Genomic DNA, 19,267 nt, shown 5'->3' on the forward strand with positions numbered 1-19,267 from the left:
GAACGGGCCTCTCATCGCACCGGCTGTCATCCTGCGTCATATCCGCCGCAGGCCCCGTCCCCGGACGTAGCCTCGGTCTGTGCCCCTCGCCTCCGCCCTGCTCGTCATCGCCGCTCTGGTGGTCATCGCAGCCATCCTCGGCGTGGTGTGGCGCGTGCGCGACGGTCGCCGCCGCCGTGGCGCCGGCACGATCGACCTGTCCGAACTCGGTGGCCGTCCCGGTCGCCTCGCACTCGTGCAGTTCAGCACCGAGACCTGCTCACGATGCCCGCAGGTGCGTCGGATGCTGCGCAGCGCGGCATCCGATCGCCCCAGCGTCGACGTGCTCGACGTCGATCTCACCCACCGTCCCGATCTCGCGGCGCGGCACCACGTGCTGAGCACCCCGACGACTCTCGTGGTCGACGCCGATTCGCGGGTGACGTCGCGCTTCGTCGGCGTGCCCCGACCGGCCGACCTCGCCGCCGCTCTCGACGCGCTGCCCGCTCTTCAGGAGGCCTGATGTCAGCATCCGCCCCGCACGACCGACCTGCCGGCATCGATCCGCGCGCTCCGCGCTTCGCCGCCTGGATCACATCCGTCCTGCTGCTGATCGCGACACTGCTGGGGTTGCTCGATGTGACCCCGTCGCCGATCGACCCGGCTTTCCTGCTCACGATCGTGATCGCCGCCCTGTTCCTGTGGGCAGTCCTCTCCCCCGCGACCACTCCATGGGGTGTGCTGTTCCGCCGAGTCGTGCGCCCACGGCTCGCGCCGCCTTCTGAGCTCGAGGATCCGCGGCCGCCGCGCTTCGCACAGGGCGTCGGGCTCGCCGTCGTCTCGGTCGGTCTGGTGCTGCACCTGCTCGGTGTTCCGCTGGCTCTGCCCGTCGCGACGGCCGCCGCGTTCCTGGCGGCCTTCGTCAACGCCGCGTTCGGATTCTGCCTCGGCTGCCAGCTGTATCTGCTTCTTCAGCGCGCAGGACTGGTCGGACGCCGTCGCACCGCGATCTGAACGCGATTCCCTCGGCCGCTGCGCGTGGGTAGGCTGACGGAGCGACGCCGAATCCCGGCGGTCGCGCGATGCACCTCAGGAGGACCCCATGGCCATCACAAGCGAAGCCGCCACGACCTGGACCGGCTCACTCATGGAGGGCTCGGGCACCGTCTCCTTCTCGAGTTCGAACCTTGGCACCTTCCCCATCGACTGGAAGGCGCGGTCCGAGGGCTCTGACACGATGACCACCCCCGAGGAGCTCATCGCCGCAGCGCACGCCTCGTGCTTCAGCATGGCGTTCTCGCACGCGCTGGCTGAGAACGGCACCCCGCCGGAGCGCGTGAACACCTCGGCCTCTGTGACGTTCAAGCCCGGCACCGGAATCACCGGCAGTCACCTGAACGTCAACGCCACCGTGCCGGGGATCACCCCGGAGCGCTTCCAGGAGCTCGCCGCAGAGGCGAAGGTCGGATGCCCGGTGTCGCAGGCACTGGCCGGCATCGAGATCACGCTCGAGGCCAGCCTGGCCTGACCGCCCTGCCCGACAGCCGAACCCGACAGTCCAGGACGTCAGGGACGAACGCGCGCGAGCCGGATGGCCTCGCGAATGCTCGCCCTGGCGTCCTTGCGTCGACCGGCGGCATCCTGCACCACGCCGAGTCGGTAGCGGGCACGCCAATCGTCCTGCGCGCTCTCGGCCGCGGTCGTGTACTGCGCGATCATCGGCTCGACATCCTCGCGGCGCAGTCGTCCGCTGGGACTGAGCTGCTCCGGCGCCTCGGGCATGCCGCCCTCGGCATCGAGCGTGCGGCCGAGGCGATCGGCGCCGAAGCCGAAGACGAGTTCGCGGATCAGCGCCCATGCGCCGATCGGTGCGATCACGATGAGGGCGATGCCCATGCCGATGCCGGCCGCAGTCCCTACGCTGAAGAACATCACGGCGAGCCACACGGCGGTGACGATGTACAGCAGCAGCGCGGCGCCCATGATGCCGACGCCGATGCGCGAGGTCACGAGCGGGGTCCGATGCCGATGTCGATGATGTTCTCCAGACCCACGACGATGCCGCGCACATCGCGCGCGAACGGCACGGCCAGGCGGATGCCAGGGGCGTAGGCGGCCGCCGAATCGATCGTGTCATGCACGATCGAGAGCGACTCCCCCGCGCCCGAGAGGATGACCTCCTGCTTGGCGATGACACCGGGACGACGCAGGGAGTGCACTGGCACGCCCGCCACCTGCTGGCCGCGTGCCCGCTGGTCGACGTGCGGCGCCTGGAAGGGGCCCTGCGCGTCCCTGGCATCCACCATCAGCTCGGCGGTGCGCACCGCGGTGCCGCTCGGCGAGTCGATCTTGCGATCGTGGTGCGCCTCGATGATCTCCGCCGAGGGGAAGAACGGGGCTGCGGCGGCGGCCAGCGCAGAACCGAGCGCGGAGCCGAGCGAGAAGTTGGGGATGAACAGGATGCCGATCTCAGCGGCCGCGACCAGCGGGCGCACCAGCGCGATGCGCTCCTGCGACCAGCCCGAGGTGCCCACGAGCACGTTGAGCCCGCGCTCGGTGGCTGCGCGCACGACTTCGATGCTGACCGCAGGCGTGGAGGCATCGACGACGAGATCGGCGCCATCGAGTTCGCTGAACTCACTGGCTGAGCCGAGCACCGTGCGCACCTCGAAGCCGTCGAGTGCGTCGATCACCGTGTGGATGATGCGTCCGAGCCTGCCTGTACCGCCGACGAGGGCAACCTGTGTGGTCATAGGACAAGTCTAGATTCGCGCCGCATCGACAAACGCCTGCGTGTCAGACCAGCGGCGTGTCCGGAAGGCCGGTGCGCAGCTCCATCGGCAGGTGACCGAGGTCGTTGTGGCTGAGCAGCGTCCACGGCCGGCCCTGCTTCTGGGCGATCACGGTGAGCCCGCAGTGCGCCTGGTTGAGTGTCATCCACCGCCAGTCCGGTGCGCCGAGCACCTCGCGCACGAACCAGGAGATGACGAAGTTGTGCGTGATGAGAACCTCGTGCACCTCGCCGTTTCGTCGGCGCAGGAACTCGCCGGCGGCATCCGCCATCTGCGCCGACCCTGCCTCGACCTCGGCTTCGCTCACCGACCCGAAGAACGACTCGTATGCAGCCGGCGTGTCTTCGGTCATGCCGGTCGGCACGCAGTCGAACAGCAGGGCTGACGGCTCGGGGTCGACGGATGGCAGCCGTGCGGCAATGGTCCGCGCGGTCTCAGCAGCGCGCAGCAGCGGCGAGTGCCACACGGCGTCGAGCGGAAGTCCGGAGAGACGGTCTGCGATCAGCTCGGCCTGTCGCTGACCCCGTGGGGAGAGTGGCCCGTCGTCGATGCCGTGCTCGGCATCCTGATGCTCACCATGTCTGACCAGATATATGTAATGCGTCACAGCCCACTCAATTCGTCCCACCACTTCGGCGGGGTCGACCCCAGCTTAGTCAGTCGCCCGCGCGGGTGAGTTCGGCGATCTGGGAGCGCAGCAGCGAAATGCCGGCACCCTGCATGAGCTCTTCCATATGCTGCGGGGCGAAGGTGTTCACGATCGGCGCGACGACCGTGCGCTGCGCGAGCAGCCACGCGATCGAAACGGCGGAAACCGGCACCGAGAGGTCGGCCGCGATGCTGTCGAGCGCTCGCAGCACGCGGATGCCCTTGCGGTTCAGGTGCGCGCGCATCTGCTCGCCGCGCACGCCAGCCACGCCCGCTTTGCTGCGGTGACGACCAGAGAGGAACCCGTGCTCCAGGGCGTGTGAGGGCGTCACAGCGAGCCCCTGGGCGGCGGCGACCAGCCGCAGGTCGCCCTCGAAACCTCGGCGGCGTACGAGGTTGTAGGGCTCATCGAGCACCTCGAGTCGCGGGTACCCCGCGGATGCCAGGATGCGGGCTTCGACCAGGCGCTCCGGAGCGAAACGGAATCCACCCAGTGCGCGGATCTTGCCTGCCTCGCGGAGCCACTCGACCGTCGCGAGTGTGTCTTCGAGGTGCGTCATGCCGTCGAGTGACGCGTCGAGATAGAGCACATCGATGTGCTCGGCACCCAGCCTGGTGAGCGACGCCTCGACAGCGCGGACGAGGTTGACCGAGCCGAGGCCGGGATTGTCGGGATGCGAGCCGACGCGCGCGCCGAGCACGACACGGTCGCGATGGCCGCGCGAGCGCAGCCACTGGCCGATGATGTACTCGCTGCGTCCGGCGGAGAAGCCGTCGGCGGTGTGGATGGCGTTGCCACCGAACTCCACGTACCGGTCGAGGATGCCGTGGCTGGTCTCGAGATCGACGTTCCAGCCGAACTCACCGGCGCCGAGCATCAGTGGGAAGACCTTGATCCCGGTCTCGCCGAGCGCGACTCTGACGCCCTCGCCCACACCAGGTCCGACCACGGGGATCGGTGCGGACGGGTGTTCCGTCATGCCGGCGTCCGCGCGCGGTTGCGTATCGGCAGTGCCTACGCCGAACAGCCTCATGGTCTCACCCCCGCGGATCGTCGATCCGTTTCACCACACCCCCCGGTGCGTACTTCGAGGGTAAGCGAGGTGTGGCCTGCGATCGCGCAGGATGACGCTCCGGTTCGCGAACTTTCGATAACGATCCGGTCACATCGGATACGACGAGACCCGGTGCCCTGCGATCACTCGCAGGGCACCGGGTCTCGGTTCACAGCAGCCGCGTCAGCGGGCTCCGGTCAGATCACGCCTCGGCGGTCTCCGCAGCGGCCTCGCCCTCGGCGGGCGCGTCGTCGAGCACGGGCTCGAGCGACAGCTTGCCGCGGTCGTCGATCTTGGTGATCTTGACGAGCAGCTTCTGGCCGACCGAGAGCACGTCATCGACGTTCTCGACGCGCTTGCCACCGGCGAGCTTGCGCACCTCGGTGACGTGCAGCAGGCCATCCTTGCCTGGCAGCAGCGACACGAAGGCGCCGAACGTGGCGATCTTCACGACGGTGCCGAGGAACTGCTCGCCGACCTCAGGGTTGGTGGGGTTGGCGATCGCGTTCACCTGAGCACGGGCTGCTTCGGCCGAGGGGCCGTCGGTCGCGCCGATGTAGACGGTGCCGTCCTCCTCGATGGAGATCTGCGCGCCGGTCTCGTCCTGGATCGCATTGATCGTCTTGCCCTTCGGGCCGATCAGTTCGCCGATCTTGTCGACCGGGATCTGCACGCTGATCACGCGCGGAGCGGTCGGCGCCATCTCGTCGGGAGCGTCGATCGCGGCGTTCAGCACGTTCAGGATCGTCAGACGCGCGTCGCGCGCCTGCGTCAGCGCACCGGCGAGCACCGACGACGGGATGCCGTCGAGCTTGGTGTCCAGCTGGATGGCCGTGATGAACTCGCTGGTGCCTGCGACCTTGAAGTCCATGTCGCCGAGGGCGTCCTCGGCACCGAGGATGTCGGTGAGTGCCGCGTAGCGGGTCTCACCGTCGACCTGATCGGTGACCAGACCCATGGCGATGCCGGCAACGGGTGCGCGCAGCGGCACACCGGCGTTCAGCAGCGACAGGGTGGAAGCGCAGACCGAGCCCATCGACGTCGAGCCGTTGGAGCCGAGAGCCTCGGACACCTGGCGGATCGCGTACGGGAACTCCTCGCGGCTGGGCAGCACCGGCACGAGGGCGCGCTCGGCGAGGAAGCCGTGCCCGATCTCGCGACGCTTCGGCGACCCGACGCGACCGGTCTCACCGGTCGAGTAAGGCGGGAAGTTGTAGTGGTGCATGTAGCGCTTGCTCGTGGTGGGCGAGAGCGAGTCGATCTGCTGCTCCATCTTGAGCATGTTCAGCGTGGTGACACCCATGATCTGGGTCTCGCCGCGCTGGAAGATCGCCGAACCGTGCACGCGCGGGATGACCTGCACCTCGGCGTCCAGCGGACGGATGTCAGCCAGGCCGCGACCGTCCATGCGGACGTTCTCGGAGAGGATGCGACCGCGCACGATGCTCTTGGTGACCGACTTGTAGGCGGCCGAGAACTCCAGCGGCGCTCCGGCGGGAAGCTCGCCTGCCTCGACGGCGGCGATCAGCTCGGTGCGGACGCGGTCCTTGACCGCGTCATCGGCGTTCTGACGCTCGATCTTGTCGGCGATCTGGTAGACATCGCCCAGTTCGCTGAAGGCGCGGCTGGAGACGAACTCGAGCACCTCGTCGCTGTAGGCGGGGAAGACCGGGTAGACGCCGGGCTCCTTCGACGACGTCGCCGCCATCTGCTCCTGCGCCTTGACCAGCTGGGTCAGGAAAGGCTTGGCGGCCTCGAGGCCCTGCGCGACGATGTCCTCGCTGGGCTTGGTGGCGCCGGCCTTGATCAGGTTCCAGCTGTTCTCGGTGGCCTCGGCCTCGACCATCATGATGGCGACGTCTTCCGTGCCATCGGCCGTGGTGATGACGCGACCGGCGACCATGAGGTCGAAGACGGCCTCCTCGACCTGAGCCTGGTTCGGGAACGCGACCCACTGGTCGGCGTGCTCGCCGTGACCGGGGATGAACGCCAGGCGGACGCCGGCGATCGGACCCGAAAACGGCAGACCCGAGATCTGGGTCGACGCGGATGCGGCGTTGATGGCCAGGGCGTCGTAGTACTCGCCGGGGGCGATGGACAGAACGGTGATGACGATCTGCACCTCGTTGCGCAGGCCGTCGACGAACGACGGGCGCAGCGGGCGGTCGATGAGACGGCACACCAGGATCGCTTCGGTGGAGGGACGTCCCTCACGGCGGAAGAACGAGCCGGGGATCTTTCCGGCGGCGTACGAGCGCTCCTCGACGTCGACCGTCAGCGGGAAGAAGTCGAAGCCCTCGCGCGGGTGCTTGCCCGCGCTGGTGGCCGACAGGAGCATGGTCTCGTCGTCGAGGTAGGCCGCCACGGCGCCCTGCGCCTGCTGGGCAAGACGACCGGTCTCGAAGCGGATGGTGCGGGTGCCGAAGCGACCGTTGTCAAGAACGGCCTCGGCGGCAGTGATTTCAGGACCTTCCAAGAGGTCTCTCCTTCTTTTTTTAGGCTCGCGTGCCCGTGTGGCACACGAGTTTTCGTGCGGAGGATGCCATAGGCAAACCCCGTCAAGCTTAGCAGTCACCTCATGCCGCACGCGGTCCTCCCGCAGCACCGCGGATTCGCGTTAGGCTGACGGGCATGAGCGAAGACAAGGCAGTCACCTCCGAGGAGATGAAGCGCAAGTTCAAGGATGCGCTCGACAAGAAGAACGCGCGCAGCCGCGGTGGCGAGGCTCACCTGGATGGCGAATCCGCCGTCCACTCGACGCAGCCTGCACACACCAAGCGCGAGTTCCGCCGCAAGAGCGGCTGAGCAGCACAGGAGCACATGATGACCGACAAGAAGTCCGAAGAATCGGACGAGAAGGAGCTCCTCCGCGAGGAGGAGGCCTACAAGGCAGCGCAGCGCGAGGCTCAGGTCGCGCGCGAGGTGCAGGGCGGCTACGGACTCGAGACCTTCGAAAGCGGGATCGAGGGCTGAGCCCCGCCGCATCACGACGACGAAGCCGGGCACCCCATGGGGTGCCCGGCTTCGTCGTATTCACTCGCTTGTGTTCACCAGCCTGTGTTCACTCGCCGGCGAGACCGCCGAGCAGGTGACCGAATGAGCGTCCCTCGCCGAGGTAGTTGGCCGGATCGAACGGGTCGAGGTCTGCCGCAGCCTCGCGCCTGGCGATCGCCTCGGCGAGCTCGCGCGCGCCGCGATCGACGCGGGAGCCGAGCGGCGCCACCTCGTCGGCCGAGGCGCCCCAGTCGCTGGACGCCGCGAACACGCCGGTGGGCGCCGGCTCGGCGTGCAGATAGGTGAACAGCGGGCGGATCGCGTAGTCGATCGCCAGCGAGTGCCGCGCCGTTCCGGCGTTCGCCCCGATCAGGACAGGCTTGCCGGTCAGCGAGTCCGGGTCGAGCACGTCGATGAACGACTTGAACAGCCCGGAGTAGCTGGTGGAGAAGATCGGCGTCACGGCGATCAGCGCGTCAGCGGAGACCACCCTGTTGATCGCCTCCTCCAGCGGCGCCTGCGCGAAGCCGGTCAGCAGGTTGTTCGTGATGTCGTGCGCGAGGTCGCGCAGTTCGATCACATCGACGGTCGCCTCGATCCCCCGCTCGGCGAGTGCGGCGATCGTGCTCGAGGTGAGACGGTCGGCCAGCATGCGCGTGGATGACGGGTTCGAGAGCCCAGCCGAGATGACGGCGATGCGGCGGTCGCTCATGACAGTGCTCCCTTGCGGGTCGCGGCGCTGCCGAAGGCGGAGCCGGTGCGCGCCGGGGTGTCCTGGTACGGTCCGCCCGCAGTCAGGTTGTCGCCTCTGTTGGTTCCAGGGCGGGCCTCGCGCGCCGGCCCGTCGCCGTACACGGCCTTGACGCGCGCAGCGTGGGTCGGGGCATCCGGCACTTCGGCCGGACGACCCTTCGCCAGCTCCTTGCGCAGCACCGGCACGACGTCGGCGCCGAGGATGTCGAGCTGCTCGAGCACCATCTTCAGCGGGAGCCCGGCGTGATCGAGCAGGAACAGCTGACGCTGGAAGTCGCCGTAGTGCTCGCGCATGCCTGCATAGCGGTCGATGACCTGCTGCGGCGATCCGACCGTGAGCGGGGTCATCTCGGAGAAGTCCTCCATCGACGGACCGTGACCGTAGACCGGGGCGTTGTCGAAGTACGGACGGAAGGCGTTCACCGCGTCCTGCGACTTCGCCGCCATGAAGACCTGACCGCCGATGCCGACGATCGCCTGCTCAGGGGTGCCGTGGCCGTAGTGCGCGTAGCGCTGACGGTACAGCTCGATCAGGCGCTGGTAGTGCTCCTTGGGCCAGAAGATGTTGTTCGCGAAGAAGCCGTCGCCGTAATACGCGGCCTGCTCGGCGATCTCGGGCGTGCGGATCGATCCGTGCCAGACGAACGGCGCGACGCCGTCGAGCGGGCGGGGCGTTGAGGTGAAGCCCTGCAGCGACGTGCGGAACTTGCCCTCCCAGTCCACGACGTCGTTGTCCCACAGCTCACGCAGCAGCGCATAGTGCTCGATCGCGAGCGGCAGACCCTGGCGGATGTCCTGACCGAACCACGGGTAGACGGGGCCGGTGTTGCCGCGGCCCATCATGATGTCCATGCGCCCACCGGAGAGGTGCTGCAGCATCGCGTAGTCCTCGGCGATCTTGACCGGGTCGTTGGTCGTGATCAGCGTCGTCGAGGTCGACAGGATGAGCTTCTCGGTCTGCGCCGCGACGTACGCGAGGAACGTCGTCGGGCTGGAAGACCAGAACGGCGGGTTGTGGTGCTCGCCGATGGCGAAGACGTCGAGACCGACCTCTTCCGCATGCTTGGCGATGGTCGCCGTCGCCTGGATGCGCTCGCTCTCGCTGGGCGTCACACCGGTGATCGGGTCCTGCGTGATGTCGCTGACCGACATGAGGCCGAACTGCATCTGGCCCTGCTCGTTCATTTCTCTCCGCTCAGGATGCTGATGCATCCGTTCTATTCAAGTGAATGTAATTGATAGAACGCCGTGCGTGCAACCTTATTCCCACGGGTAGCCTCGAGTGATGAGCAGTGCCGCGCAGCATCCGCCTGTCACCTCGACGGGCTCGATTCCCCGCCCACGCCGACGCGTCCCGTTCTGGGACAATGCCAGGTTCGCCTGCGTCATCCTGGTGGTGCTCGGCCACGGCATCCAGCGTCTCACCTACGACTCGGCGATCTCCGAATCGCTCTATCTGGTGATCTACGCGTTCCACATGCCCGCTTTCGCGATCATCTCGGGGTACTTCTCCAAGTCCGCGAGCCCGAACCGTCGCCAGATGGCGCGCGTGATCACGGACATCCTCGTTCCGTACGTCATATTCGAAGGGCTGTGGATCCTGACGAAGTGGCTCGTCGAGGGACAGGCCGACCCCAACCTCACCGAACCGTCGTGGACGCTGTGGTTCCTGCTGGCGCTCGGCATCTTCCGCCTCGTGCTGCCGTACCTCGCTCTGCTGCGCTGGCCGTTGGCGTGGGCGCTGGTGATCTCGATCGGCGTCGGCTACATGAGCAACGTCAACAGCACGTTCTCGCTTTCGCGCACGCTTGGCCTGCTGTTCTTCTTCACGCTGGGCTGGTGGCTGAGCGAACACGACATCGTGCGGCGCTTCCGCCTGATCGACTACCGCCCCTGGTGGCTGCGCGCCGCCGCCGTCGGCGTGCTCCTCGTCTGGTCGTTCGTCGTCTGGCGCTGGCTCGATGTCTGGCGCGCGATCGATCTGCGCCAATGGTTCTTCTACGACGACTCCTACGCCGATCTCACCGACGGATCCCTGTGGTGGGCCGGCGGGATGCGCCTGATGGTGATGGTGCTCGCGGTCATCCTGAGCGCCGCGTTCTTCGCCCTCCTCCCCCGCCGTGCACAGTGGTGGACGACGTTCGGGCAGTACACGATGTACGTCTACCTGCTGCATTCCTTCGTGTTGTACCCGTTCCGCGAATCCGGCATCCTGCGCGGGCTGGATCCCACCTGGTTCTGGCTGCCTGCGGTGACGGTGCTGTCTGTGGTGACCGCCTTCGTGCTCGCCTCGAAGCCGATGCGCAAGCTGTTCCGACCGCTGATTGAACCCCGCCCCCGGTGGATGTTCGCCGACCCCGACGTCGTCGGCGGCGGCCACCGAAGCGACCCCACCGGGTCGCGGCGCGGCCGTGCCGGCTGAGGCGAACAAACCGGTCAGGCGAACCGACTGATCAGTCGAACAAAGCGGCACCGACGTACGAGCCCTCGCCGACCCCGCGCGGCACTGCCCAGATGCCCGATCCCACATGCCGGATGTACTCGTTCAGCAGGTCGGTGGACAGGTGACGCTGCAGCGTGACGAACTGCTGCGGGTCACGCTGATACGACAGGAAGAACAGCCCGGCATCCAGCCGCCCGAGGCTGTTGTTCCCGCCCACGTAGTTGAAGCCGCGGCGCAGGATGCGGGTGCCGCTGTTGCTGTCAGGGTGTGCGAGCCGCACGTGGCTGTGCGCATCGAGCCCGCTGAGCTCGGGCTCGCTCATCTCGGTGCCACCGCTGAGCGGCGCACCCTCGCCCTTGTCGCGCCCGAAGATGTTCTGCTGCTCACCGAGTTGCACACGGTCCCACGTCTCGATGAGCATCGCGATCTTGCGGGCGACGAGATAGGAGCCGCCGGCCAGCCACGCTGGGTCGTCGGCTTCGGCGACCCAGACGTGCTCATCGAGGGCGGCCTTGTCGTCGGCGAGAATGTTCGCCGTGCCGTCCTTGAAGCCGAAGAGGTTGCGCGGGGTCTGCTGGTCGGCGGTGGTGCGCGATGTCTTGCCGAAGCCGAGCTGCGACCAGCGCAGCTTGGCTCGGCCGAACGCGATTCGGCTGAGATTGCGCACTGCGTGCACGGCGACCTGCGGATCGTCCGCGCAGACCTGGATGCACAGGTCTCCGCCGGACTGCGTCGGGTCGAGATCGTCGCCGAGGAACGCCGGGAGCGCGGCGAGCTTCGCCGGAAGGCGATCGCGGATGCCGTAGCGATCCCCTTCGTCGTTCTCGAACAGCGTCGGGCCGAAGCCGAACGTGATCGTCAGCGCACTGGCCGGCAGGCCGAGTGCCTCACCGGTGTCGTCTGGCGGGGACTGCGGAGAACCGCCGACGGCGCCGGTGGCGCTGACCTCCAGGCCCTGGGTCATGCGCGCGGCGGCGTAGGTCCAGTCCTGCAGCAGCTCGATCAGATCATCGCGATCGCTGCGAGGCATCATGTCGAAGGCCGCGAAGTGCAGCTGCTCCTGCACCGGCGTCGTGATGCCGGCCTGATGTGCGCCGAAGAACGCGTGCCCGTGCGCATCGGCAGGCGCGTCGCGGCGCGCTGACGCGATGGCGAAGCCGGCCCCGCCGCCGAGGACGAGCGCGGCCGCTCCCCCGCCTGCGGCCAGCCCGAGCAGCCCGCGACGGCTGAGGCCGGAGCTCGGCCGCCCGGTCTGCGGCTCGTCGGTGTTCAGCATCCGCTCTCGCCGCTCAGGAAAGGGCCGTGCCGGTGAGCTGCGACAGCGGCTCGGCGAGTGCGTTGATCAGGTCGATGAGCTGGCGCTTGTCGGCGTCGGTCAGGTCGGTGAAAGAGGCGAAGCCGGCGTCGAGCGAGCCGTGCGCCGCCAGAGCGGCGTCGAGGTCGTCATAGCCGGTCGAGATCGCGGCGACCAGCGACTCACCGTCCGCCCCCTTGGATGCCACGAAATCGCGCACCAGCGAGAACGCCATCTTCGAACCCTCGACGTTCGCGGCGAAGTCGTAGAGGTCGGTGTGCGACCACCAGTCCTCCTCACCGGTGATCTTGCCGGTGGCCACCTCGTCGAGCAGCGCGACGGCGCCGTTCGAGATGCCGGCGATGCCCTGGTCGTTCAGCGCGGTGGTGAAGTCCTCGGAGTGCACGTAGTCGAACAGCTCCTGGACGTCGGCGATCAGCAGGTCGCCGTACGCCCCGCGCTGCTCGGGCGTGGACGGGGCCCAGTCCTGCCAGGCCGGCGTCGAGCCGTCCGCGTTGAGGGCGTCCTCCGCCGGCACCCAGAGGTCCTTCTCGAGACGGTGGAAGCCCGTCCAGTCCAGCCCCTCGGCGACGGCATCCACTTCTCGGTAGTCGATGCGGGGATCAAGGTCGCCGAGCGCCTCGGCGACGGGCTCGATGCGCTCGTAGTAGGCCCTGGTCAGAGGAAAGAGTTCGCGTGCCTTCTCATCGTCGCCCGCGGTGTATGCGCCGACGAGTTCCTCGACGGCGGGCACCAGCGCACCGACCTGGTCCTTCACGAAGGCCGCGTACAGGTCGACGGCCTGCTGCTTCTGCTCAGCATCCGGCCCATCGATGGCGACCTTGTCACCGGTGACGGTGAACGCCGCACGCCCCACGCCGTCGCCGATCATGCCCGGCTTGCAGACCGTGAAGTACTCGCCCGGCTGCGCCACGACAGTGAGCGTGCGCGACGCGGATGGCGCGATGTTCTCGACCTCGCCGACGATCCGCAGACCGTCCTCGGCGAGCAGGTAGAACTCCGTCACCTGGTCTCCGCCGTTCGTCACCTCGAACGTGAGCGTGCCGCTCTGTGCGGAGGTGGCGGAGAGCGCGCACTCGTCGTCGGTCGAGGACACCGTGAAGGATGCCGCGGGATCGGCGGACTGCTTGGCGACGCATCCGGTGAGGGCGAGGGCGGCGACGGCGCCGAGCGAGAGGATGCTCAGCGTGCGAGTGGTGATGCTCATGCGACTCCAGGAGATGATGACGGGGCGAGGTCCTCGCTCAGCGCCGCGACGGGCGCGGAAGAGGACTGCGGGGTGGAAGATGGACGACGGGAGCTCAGCAGACCCCGCACGAAGAAGGTGCCGACGACGGCGAGGTAGACGAACCAGGCGATCACCTGCAGCCAGGTCATGTGCGGCATGAACCCGATGGTCGCCTGCAGGATCGAGGCGGCGAAGCCGCCGGGCTGGATGGCCCCTGTCACGTCGAAGGCCCACCCGAGCGGGAAGCCGGCGAAACCGGTGAGCACAGTTCCGGTCACGGGGTCCAGCGGCGCTCCTGCCGAGAAGGGGCCTGGCAGGACGCCGGCCTCCTGCAGGTCCATCACGGCGTAGGCGAGCACGCCGGCCGCGACGATGACGAGGAACCCGCCGGTCCAGGCGAAGAAGCGTCGCAGATCCAGGCGCACGGCGCCGCGCGCCAGCATCCATCCGACGACGACGGCGATGCTGAGTCCGATCAGGGCGCCGACGAGCGACATCGGCGCGTTGCCGAACGACTGCACCATCGACCACAGCAGCAGCGTCGTCTCGATGCCCTCGCGGGCGACCGAGACGAAGCCGACGGCGACGAGGGCCCACAGTCCGCCCTGGGCGAGGGCACGGTCGACCCCGCCCTGCAGACTGGACTTCATGGTGCGTCCGGCCTTCTGCATCCAGAAGATCATCCAGGTGACCATCGCCACAGCCACCAGCGAGAGGCTGCCGCCGATGATCTCCTGCGCCTGCGTGGTCAGCGCGTATGCGCCGAAAGTGAGCACCGCGCCGATGCCTAGTGCGAGGGCGATCGCGAGACCGATGCCGATCCACATCCGCCCGAGCACGTCGGCGCGGCCGATGCGACGGATGTAGGCGACGAGTATGCCGACGACGAGTGCGGCTTCCAAGCCTTCGCGAAGACCGATGAGCAGAGCTGCGAACACGGCGGATGCGTCTCCGATGTCAATGGGAGGTAAGGAGTGCCTTACCTAAGCGACACTAGCACCGCAGTCGGCGAGTTCTTGCGCTCGCGAGGTAAGAGAAGGCAACATTCCTCGTGCCGAAGCGGATGCCGGTCTAGCTTCGATCCATGACCGACTTGAACCTCCCCATCCTGGACCTGTCGCGCCTTGACGCCGGCGACGCGGCCGCCGCGTCCTTCCGCGCCGACCTGCGCGCAGCCGCCCATGACGTCGGCTTCTTCTATCTGACCGGCACCGGCATCTCCCCCGAACTCGAAGAGCGACTTCACCGCGCGGCACGCGACTTCTTCTCCCTGCCCGCCGCCGACAAGCTCGAGATCGAGAACATCAAGAGCCCGCACTTCCGCGGCTACACACGGCTCGGCGGAGAGCGCACGAAGGGGGAGGTCGACTGGCGCGAGCAGATCGACATCGGCCCCGAGCGCGATGCCGTGGACGGCGGCCCCGGGTACAGCCGCTTGATCGGGCCGAACCTATGGCCGTCTGCGCAGCCCGAACTGCGCGAGGTCGTCGCGGAGTGGCACGCTGCGCTGTGCGCCGTGTCGCGCAGGCTGCTGCGGGCATGGGCACAGTCCCTCGGTGCGAATGCCGGATACTTCGACGACCACTTCGGCGAGCCCTCGACACTGATCAAGATCGTCCGGTATCCGGGCACGCGCGATCCGGAACCACAGCAGGGCGTCGGCGCCCACAAGGACTCCGGCGTGCTCACGCTGCTGTGGGTGGAACCGGGCAAGGGCGGACTGCAGGTGGAGCGGGACGGCGACTGGGTCGACGCTCCCCCGGTGCCTGGGGCCTTCGTCGTGAACATCGGCGAGCTGCTCGAGTACGCCACCGGCGGATACCTGAAGGCGACGAACCACCGCGTCGTGTCTCCTCGAGCGCCACACGACCGCATTTCGATACCGTTCTTCTTCAATCCGGCGCTCGATCGCAGCCTGCCACTGATCGAGCTTCCCGACGAACTGCGGCCGCAGGCGTCCGGGGTGACCGACGACCCATCGAACCCGATCCACAGCCTCTATGGCGAGAATGCCCTGAAGTCCCGATTGCGCGCCCATCCTGACGTCGCCGCCATCCACCACCCCGACCTCGTGGGCACATGAGCACAGCAACGCAGATGTCAACAGCGTTGACTGGCTAGCCCGAACGCTGTTAGGTTTCCGGTGAAGTCCCTGACAATGACGTCCCGGGAGGCGGACATGAACGAACTCACCAAGACCGATGTCGCGATGCACCCTGCGGGAGTGAGCCGACGAGCCGTGCTCGGCTTCGGAGCCGCGGGCGTTGCCAGCCTGCTGCTGACAGCAGGTGCTCACCCCTCGGCGAAGGGCATAGCCGGCTCCGACAATCGCATGTGGGATGCGATCGTGGTCGGCGCCGGAGCATCCGGCCTCGGCGCCGCGCGGACGCTCGCCGATGCAGGCAAGCGGGTGCTCGTGCTCGAGGCGCGCGACCGCATCGGCGGTCGGATGTGGACCGACCGCACATCGATGGGCATCCCCGTCGAGCGGGGTGCCGAGCTGGTGCACGGCAGCACCGCCTCGACGTGGGACATCATCAATCAGCAGGGCATCACGACACGACGCCAGCAGAACATCTGGGGTCGGCTCGCCCCCGACACCCCCTGGCTCGACGGCGCCCGTTACGAATCGCTGGCCTTCCCCCAGGGCGCACCGGCAGGCCCTCTCCCCCACCCGCTGCCTGGAGAGACAGCCCTGGCCTGGCTCGAGCGGGTCGGCATCCACCGCGACAACTACCCGATCCTGCTGGCCGCGGTAGAAGTGGACAGCGAACAGCTCGACGTGCTGCCCGCAGAATGGGTGACCGACCTCGTCGACTGGGCGATCTGGGAGAAGGACGTTCCGCCGCAGACCCTGTTCGAGGATGTCTACGACGACCACAGAGTGATCGGCGGATACGACCAGGTGCTGAGGCCGATCGCCGCCGGCCTGCCGATCAGGCTCGGAACGCGGGTGCACACCATCGAGCACCGCCGCGGCCGGGTGGACGTGCACACCTCGCGCGGCAGCTACAAAGCGAAGTCGCTCGTCATCGCCCTGCCCGGCGGGGTGCTGAAGCACGGCGACATCACGTTCAGTCCGCCGCTGCCGGCTGACCTGCGAGACGGCTTGCAGCAGATCGAGTACCTGTCGGTCTTCAAGGGGATCCTCGAGTTCGACCACCCGGTGATCCCGGCGAACCATCCCGTGCCACGGCAATGGGACGTCATGACCACCTTCTCGGAGCAGCCGCCGAGCCTGTGGAACGGATCGGTGGGGACTCCGGGGTACTCGGGTGAGATCGTCGTGTGCTGGGCGACCGGCCGCGCGGCACAGGAACTGCTCGACCTGCCGGAGCGCGAGAGGCTCGATGCGGCCCTCGCGAACGTGCGAAAGGCGGTGGGAAGCCCTGGCCTGCAGTACGTCAACGCGTCGACATACGACTGGTCGAAGGATGAGTTCGCACGTGGGGCCTACCCGGGTCCGTTCTCGCGGCGCCGCGGGCTGAACACCCCGATCGAAGACACGATCTTCTGGGCGGGAATGGTCACCAGCAACATCCACTCCTCGCGCGATTCGGGGATCGCTGCGGCGAAGGCGCTGCTGGCGGCGCGCTGATCGACGGCAGCAGCCTCACCGCGGAATGATGAAGGCCGCCCCACACCGTGGGGCGGCCTTCTCAAGAATGTTCTGCGCGATTGAACGCTGGTCTCAGCGACGCAGACCGAGACGCTCGATGAGCGAGCGGTAACGGTTGATGTCGACGTCCTGCAGGTAACCCAGCAGGCGACGGCGCTGACCGACGAGCAGGAACAGACCACGGCGCGAGTGGTGGTCGTGCTTGTGGTCCTTCAGGTGCTCGGTGAGGTCCTTGATGCGCTGCGTCAGCATTGCGACCTGCACCTCGGGGGATCCGGTGTCACCGGGGTGCGTCGCGTACTCTTCGATGATCGCCTTCTTGACGTCTGCTTCCAGTGCCATAGATTCGATCCCCTCTCTGCTTGTTGCGCGGTGCAGGGCGCCGTATGCGCCTGCTCTCTTTATCCGCGGCCGATCAAACGGCAACCTGGAAAGTCTACCAGTGAACCGACTGCCGAAGAACCGAAGCGGGATAGCCTCTACTGGTGCCCCTCCCCGATCGCCGCCCCCGCCTGTGAGCCCCGCCAGTCACTTCATCGACCTGAGCCCGTTCCGCGCCAGCGCGGCATTCACGCGGATGTGGATCGGCTCGACCCTGGCCGGGCTGGGCGGCCAGCTCACCATCGTCACGGTGATGCTGCACGTGTTCGAACTGACCGCGAGCACGTTCGCCGTCTCGATGGTCGCCGTCGCGGGACTGGTGCCGATGGTGATCGCCGGGCTGTACGGCGGCATGCTCGCAGATGCCTTCGACCGTCGCAGAGTGGCGCTCATCGCCGCGACGATCACCTTCAGCGCGACCCTGCTCCTGGCCACCCTCACCTGGTCCGGCCTCGAGACCATCTGGTGGCTGTACGCCCTGAGCATCATCATCTCGTCGGCGAACGCCGTCGGCATGGCCACCCGCACGGCCATCGTCCCCCGCCTGATCCCGCGCGACCTGCTCGCCGCGGCGTCCGCGTTGAACGGCATCACCATCGGCGTGATGGTGATGATCGGTCCGGCCCTCGCGGGCACCCTGGTCGCCCTCACGGGCTACGGCTGGACCTACACGATCGATGTCGTCCTCATGCTGGCGATGTTCCTCGGGCTGTGGACGCTGCCGCGACTGCTGCCAGAGGGGACGATCGTGCGACCGGGTCTGGAATCGCTGGTCGACGGCTGGCGATTCCTGAAGCGCTCGGGAAACATCAGGATGCAGTACCTGCTCGACATCGTGGCGATGACGTTCGGCAATCCGCTCGCACTGTTCCCGGCTCTCGGCACCGTCCTGCTCGGCGGCGGCGCCATCACCACCGGCATCCTCACCGCCGCGGTCGCCGCCGGAACATTCGTGTCGAGCCTGCTCTCCGGTCGGATCGTGCGCTACCGCTGGCACGGACGCGGCATCGCCCGCGCCGTGCAGACCTACGGAGCGGCGATCGCCCTGTTCGGAGCCGTTCTGCTGTTCGGGGTGTTCCTGCCGCCGGCATCCGAGAACTCGCCGCACATCGCACTCATCGCACTTGCCTGCCTCGCGCTCGCACTGTCCGGCGCAGCCGACAACGTCAGCTCGATCTACCGCAACACGATGATGCAGGCCGCTGTGCCTGATGCCATGCGCGGACGACTGCAGGGCATCTTCATCATCGTGGTGACCGGTGGACCGCGCCTTGGCGCCCTGTACGTGGGCGCGCTCGCGACCGTCACCAGCCTGTGGTTCCCGCCTCTGCTCGGCGGCTTCCTCGTGATCGGCCTGGCCGCGATGCTGGCACGACTCAGCCCCCGATTCCGCGCCTACGACGCGATGAACCCCGAGCCCTGACGGACCCGGGGTTCAGCAGAGCCTGAGGCTCAGGCCTGCAGGGCGCCCTGCAGGTCGAGGTTGATCGTGATCTCCTTGCCGACCAGGACGCCGCCGCTCTCCAGTGCGGCGTTCCAGGTGAGGCCGAAGTCCTCGCGGTTGATGACGGTCGTCGCCGAGGCGCCGGCCTTGTAGTTGCCGTACGGGTCCTGCCCGAAGCCGCCGAACTCGAACTCGAAGGTCACCGGCTTGGTCACGCCGCGGATGGTCAGGTCGCCGTCGACCAGGAAGTCGCCACCCTCGTAGCGGGTGCCGGTGGAGACGAACTCCATGTTCGGGTGGTTCTCGGTGTCGAAGAAGTCTCCGCTGCGCAGGTGCGCATCGCGACCCTCATCCTTGGTGTCGATGGAGGCGACGTCGACCTTGGCCTCCACCTTGGCCTCGAGCGGGTTCTCAGGGGCGATCAGCGTGGCGTCCTTGATGCCGAAGGTGCCGCGCACCTTGGAGATCATCATGTGGCGCACGCTGAACGTGACCTCGCTGTGCGAGGGGTCAAGGACCCAGGTGCCGGGGCGGTAGCCGGGGATGTCGATCGTCATAGGGGAATCTCCTTTGAGGGGTCATGGGCGCGGGGCGCCTCACACGAGGGTAACTTACA

The 19,267-nt window shown here is 67.7% G+C and carries 21 protein-coding genes; 9 read left to right on the plus strand and 12 right to left on the minus strand.

Annotated elements, in window-relative coordinates; genetic code table 11:
- Positions 1–79 precede the first annotated feature (79 nt).
- The 3 genes from MNR00_RS10070 (at position 80) to MNR00_RS10080 (ending at position 1,507) form a co-directional block, all read left to right on the plus strand.
- Positions 80–502 (plus strand): thioredoxin family protein, encoded by a 423-nt coding sequence (locus tag MNR00_RS10070; protein WP_241925795.1) that lies wholly within the window; start codon positions 80–82, stop codon positions 500–502.
- Positions 502–993: a DUF4395 domain-containing protein gene (locus MNR00_RS10075; protein ID WP_241925796.1), complete on the plus strand. Its 492-nt coding sequence runs from the start codon at positions 502–504 to the stop codon at positions 991–993. Before MNR00_RS10070 ends, MNR00_RS10075 begins: the two co-directional genes overlap by 1 nt.
- An 88-nt stretch (positions 994–1,081) precedes the next feature.
- On the plus strand, positions 1,082–1,507 hold the full coding sequence (locus tag MNR00_RS10080; RefSeq protein WP_241925797.1) for an OsmC family protein: 426 nt from the start codon (positions 1,082–1,084) through the stop codon (positions 1,505–1,507).
- Positions 1,508–1,545: 38 nt separating this feature from the next.
- On the opposite strand, the gene MNR00_RS10085 is transcribed toward MNR00_RS10080, so the two are convergent.
- The 5 genes from MNR00_RS10085 to MNR00_RS10105 all read right to left on the minus strand — a co-directional run bounded on the left by MNR00_RS10085 (position 1,546) and on the right by MNR00_RS10105 (position 6,950).
- Positions 1,546–1,989: a hypothetical protein gene (locus MNR00_RS10085; protein ID WP_241925798.1), complete on the minus strand. Its 444-nt coding sequence runs from the start codon at positions 1,987–1,989 to the stop codon at positions 1,546–1,548.
- Complete coding sequence (gene dapB / locus MNR00_RS10090) at positions 1,986–2,732, minus strand: 4-hydroxy-tetrahydrodipicolinate reductase (protein ID WP_241925799.1); 747 nt, start codon at positions 2,730–2,732, stop codon at positions 1,986–1,988. Before dapB ends, MNR00_RS10085 begins: the two co-directional genes overlap by 4 nt.
- Positions 2,733–2,775: 43 nt before the next feature.
- The gene (locus MNR00_RS10095; protein WP_241925800.1) at positions 2,776–3,378 is read right to left on the minus strand and encodes a histidine phosphatase family protein; all 603 of its coding nucleotides are present in this window, start codon (positions 3,376–3,378) and stop codon (positions 2,776–2,778) included.
- A 49-nt stretch (positions 3,379–3,427) separates the two neighbouring features.
- Positions 3,428–4,399, minus strand: a complete 972-nt coding sequence (locus tag MNR00_RS10100; RefSeq protein ID WP_241925801.1) for an aldo/keto reductase — start codon at positions 4,397–4,399, stop codon at positions 3,428–3,430.
- Between the two features lie 277 nt (positions 4,400–4,676).
- Positions 4,677–6,950: a polyribonucleotide nucleotidyltransferase gene (locus MNR00_RS10105; RefSeq protein ID WP_241925802.1), complete on the minus strand. Its 2,274-nt coding sequence runs from the start codon at positions 6,948–6,950 to the stop codon at positions 4,677–4,679.
- Between the two features lie 155 nt (positions 6,951–7,105).
- Between MNR00_RS10105 and MNR00_RS10110 the strand changes: the two genes are divergently transcribed.
- Complete coding sequence (locus MNR00_RS10110; RefSeq protein ID WP_241925803.1) at positions 7,106–7,279, plus strand: DUF5302 domain-containing protein; 174 nt, start codon at positions 7,106–7,108, stop codon at positions 7,277–7,279.
- 18 nt (positions 7,280–7,297) lie between these two features.
- Entirely contained in the window at positions 7,298–7,447 is a 150-nt protein-coding gene (locus MNR00_RS10115; RefSeq protein WP_241925804.1) for a hypothetical protein, read from the plus strand.
- 88 nt (positions 7,448–7,535) lie between these two features.
- Here the strand turns inward: MNR00_RS10115 and MNR00_RS10120 are convergent, their stop codons facing one another.
- The gene (locus MNR00_RS10120) at positions 7,536–8,180 is read right to left on the minus strand and encodes an FMN reductase (RefSeq protein WP_241925805.1); all 645 of its coding nucleotides are present in this window, start codon (positions 8,178–8,180) and stop codon (positions 7,536–7,538) included.
- Positions 8,177–9,406: an LLM class flavin-dependent oxidoreductase gene (locus tag MNR00_RS10125; protein WP_241925806.1), complete on the minus strand. Its 1,230-nt coding sequence runs from the start codon at positions 9,404–9,406 to the stop codon at positions 8,177–8,179. The genes MNR00_RS10120 and MNR00_RS10125 overlap by 4 nt, the downstream gene beginning before the upstream one ends.
- A 100-nt stretch (positions 9,407–9,506) precedes the next feature.
- Here MNR00_RS10125 and MNR00_RS10130 point away from each other — a divergent pair, with 100 nt between their 5' ends.
- A complete protein-coding gene (locus MNR00_RS10130; protein WP_241925807.1) occupies positions 9,507–10,643 on the plus strand; it encodes an acyltransferase family protein in 1,137 nt (378 codons plus the stop codon).
- A gap of 31 nt (positions 10,644–10,674) precedes the next feature.
- Here MNR00_RS10130 and efeB read toward each other — a convergent pair whose 3' ends face one another.
- Genes efeB through efeU form a run of 3 tightly spaced genes read right to left on the minus strand, consistent with a single transcriptional unit; the run spans position 10,675 to position 14,145 of the window.
- Positions 10,675–11,940 carry an iron uptake transporter deferrochelatase/peroxidase subunit gene (gene efeB / locus MNR00_RS10135; protein WP_241925808.1) on the minus strand — a complete coding sequence of 422 codons (1,266 nt, stop codon included), beginning with the start codon at positions 11,938–11,940 and terminating at the stop codon, positions 10,675–10,677.
- Between the two features lie 13 nt (positions 11,941–11,953).
- Complete coding sequence (efeO, locus tag MNR00_RS10140; protein WP_241925809.1) at positions 11,954–13,186, minus strand: iron uptake system protein EfeO; 1,233 nt, start codon at positions 13,184–13,186, stop codon at positions 11,954–11,956.
- Positions 13,183–14,145: an iron uptake transporter permease EfeU gene (gene efeU, locus MNR00_RS10145; RefSeq protein ID WP_241925810.1), complete on the minus strand. Its 963-nt coding sequence runs from the start codon at positions 14,143–14,145 to the stop codon at positions 13,183–13,185. The genes efeO and efeU overlap by 4 nt, the downstream gene beginning before the upstream one ends.
- Before the next feature lie 146 nt (positions 14,146–14,291).
- Here efeU and MNR00_RS10150 point away from each other — a divergent pair, with 146 nt between their 5' ends.
- Together MNR00_RS10150 and MNR00_RS10155 are read left to right on the plus strand one after the other, a co-directional pair.
- Positions 14,292–15,290 (plus strand): 2-oxoglutarate and iron-dependent oxygenase domain-containing protein, encoded by a 999-nt coding sequence (locus MNR00_RS10150; protein WP_241925811.1) that lies wholly within the window; start codon positions 14,292–14,294, stop codon positions 15,288–15,290.
- A 96-nt stretch (positions 15,291–15,386) separates the two neighbouring features.
- Positions 15,387–16,805: an NAD(P)/FAD-dependent oxidoreductase gene (locus MNR00_RS10155; RefSeq protein ID WP_277884356.1), complete on the plus strand. Its 1,419-nt coding sequence runs from the start codon at positions 15,387–15,389 to the stop codon at positions 16,803–16,805.
- A 93-nt stretch (positions 16,806–16,898) separates the two neighbouring features.
- Here the strand turns inward: MNR00_RS10155 and rpsO are convergent, their stop codons facing one another.
- Positions 16,899–17,168 (minus strand): 30S ribosomal protein S15, encoded by a 270-nt coding sequence (gene rpsO, locus MNR00_RS10160; RefSeq protein ID WP_241925812.1) that lies wholly within the window; start codon positions 17,166–17,168, stop codon positions 16,899–16,901.
- Positions 17,169–17,403: 235 nt separating this feature from the next.
- Here rpsO and MNR00_RS10165 point away from each other — a divergent pair, with 235 nt between their 5' ends.
- Positions 17,404–18,630: an MFS transporter gene (locus MNR00_RS10165; RefSeq protein WP_241928818.1), complete on the plus strand. Its 1,227-nt coding sequence runs from the start codon at positions 17,404–17,406 to the stop codon at positions 18,628–18,630.
- A gap of 29 nt (positions 18,631–18,659) precedes the next feature.
- On the opposite strand, the gene MNR00_RS10170 is transcribed toward MNR00_RS10165, so the two are convergent.
- The gene (locus MNR00_RS10170) at positions 18,660–19,208 is read right to left on the minus strand and encodes a YceI family protein (RefSeq protein ID WP_241925813.1); all 549 of its coding nucleotides are present in this window, start codon (positions 19,206–19,208) and stop codon (positions 18,660–18,662) included.
- Between the last annotated feature and the right edge of the window lie 59 nt (positions 19,209–19,267).

Source organism: Microbacterium sp. H1-D42, assembly GCF_022637555.1.
Lineage (GTDB): Bacteria > Actinomycetota > Actinomycetes > Actinomycetales > Microbacteriaceae > Microbacterium.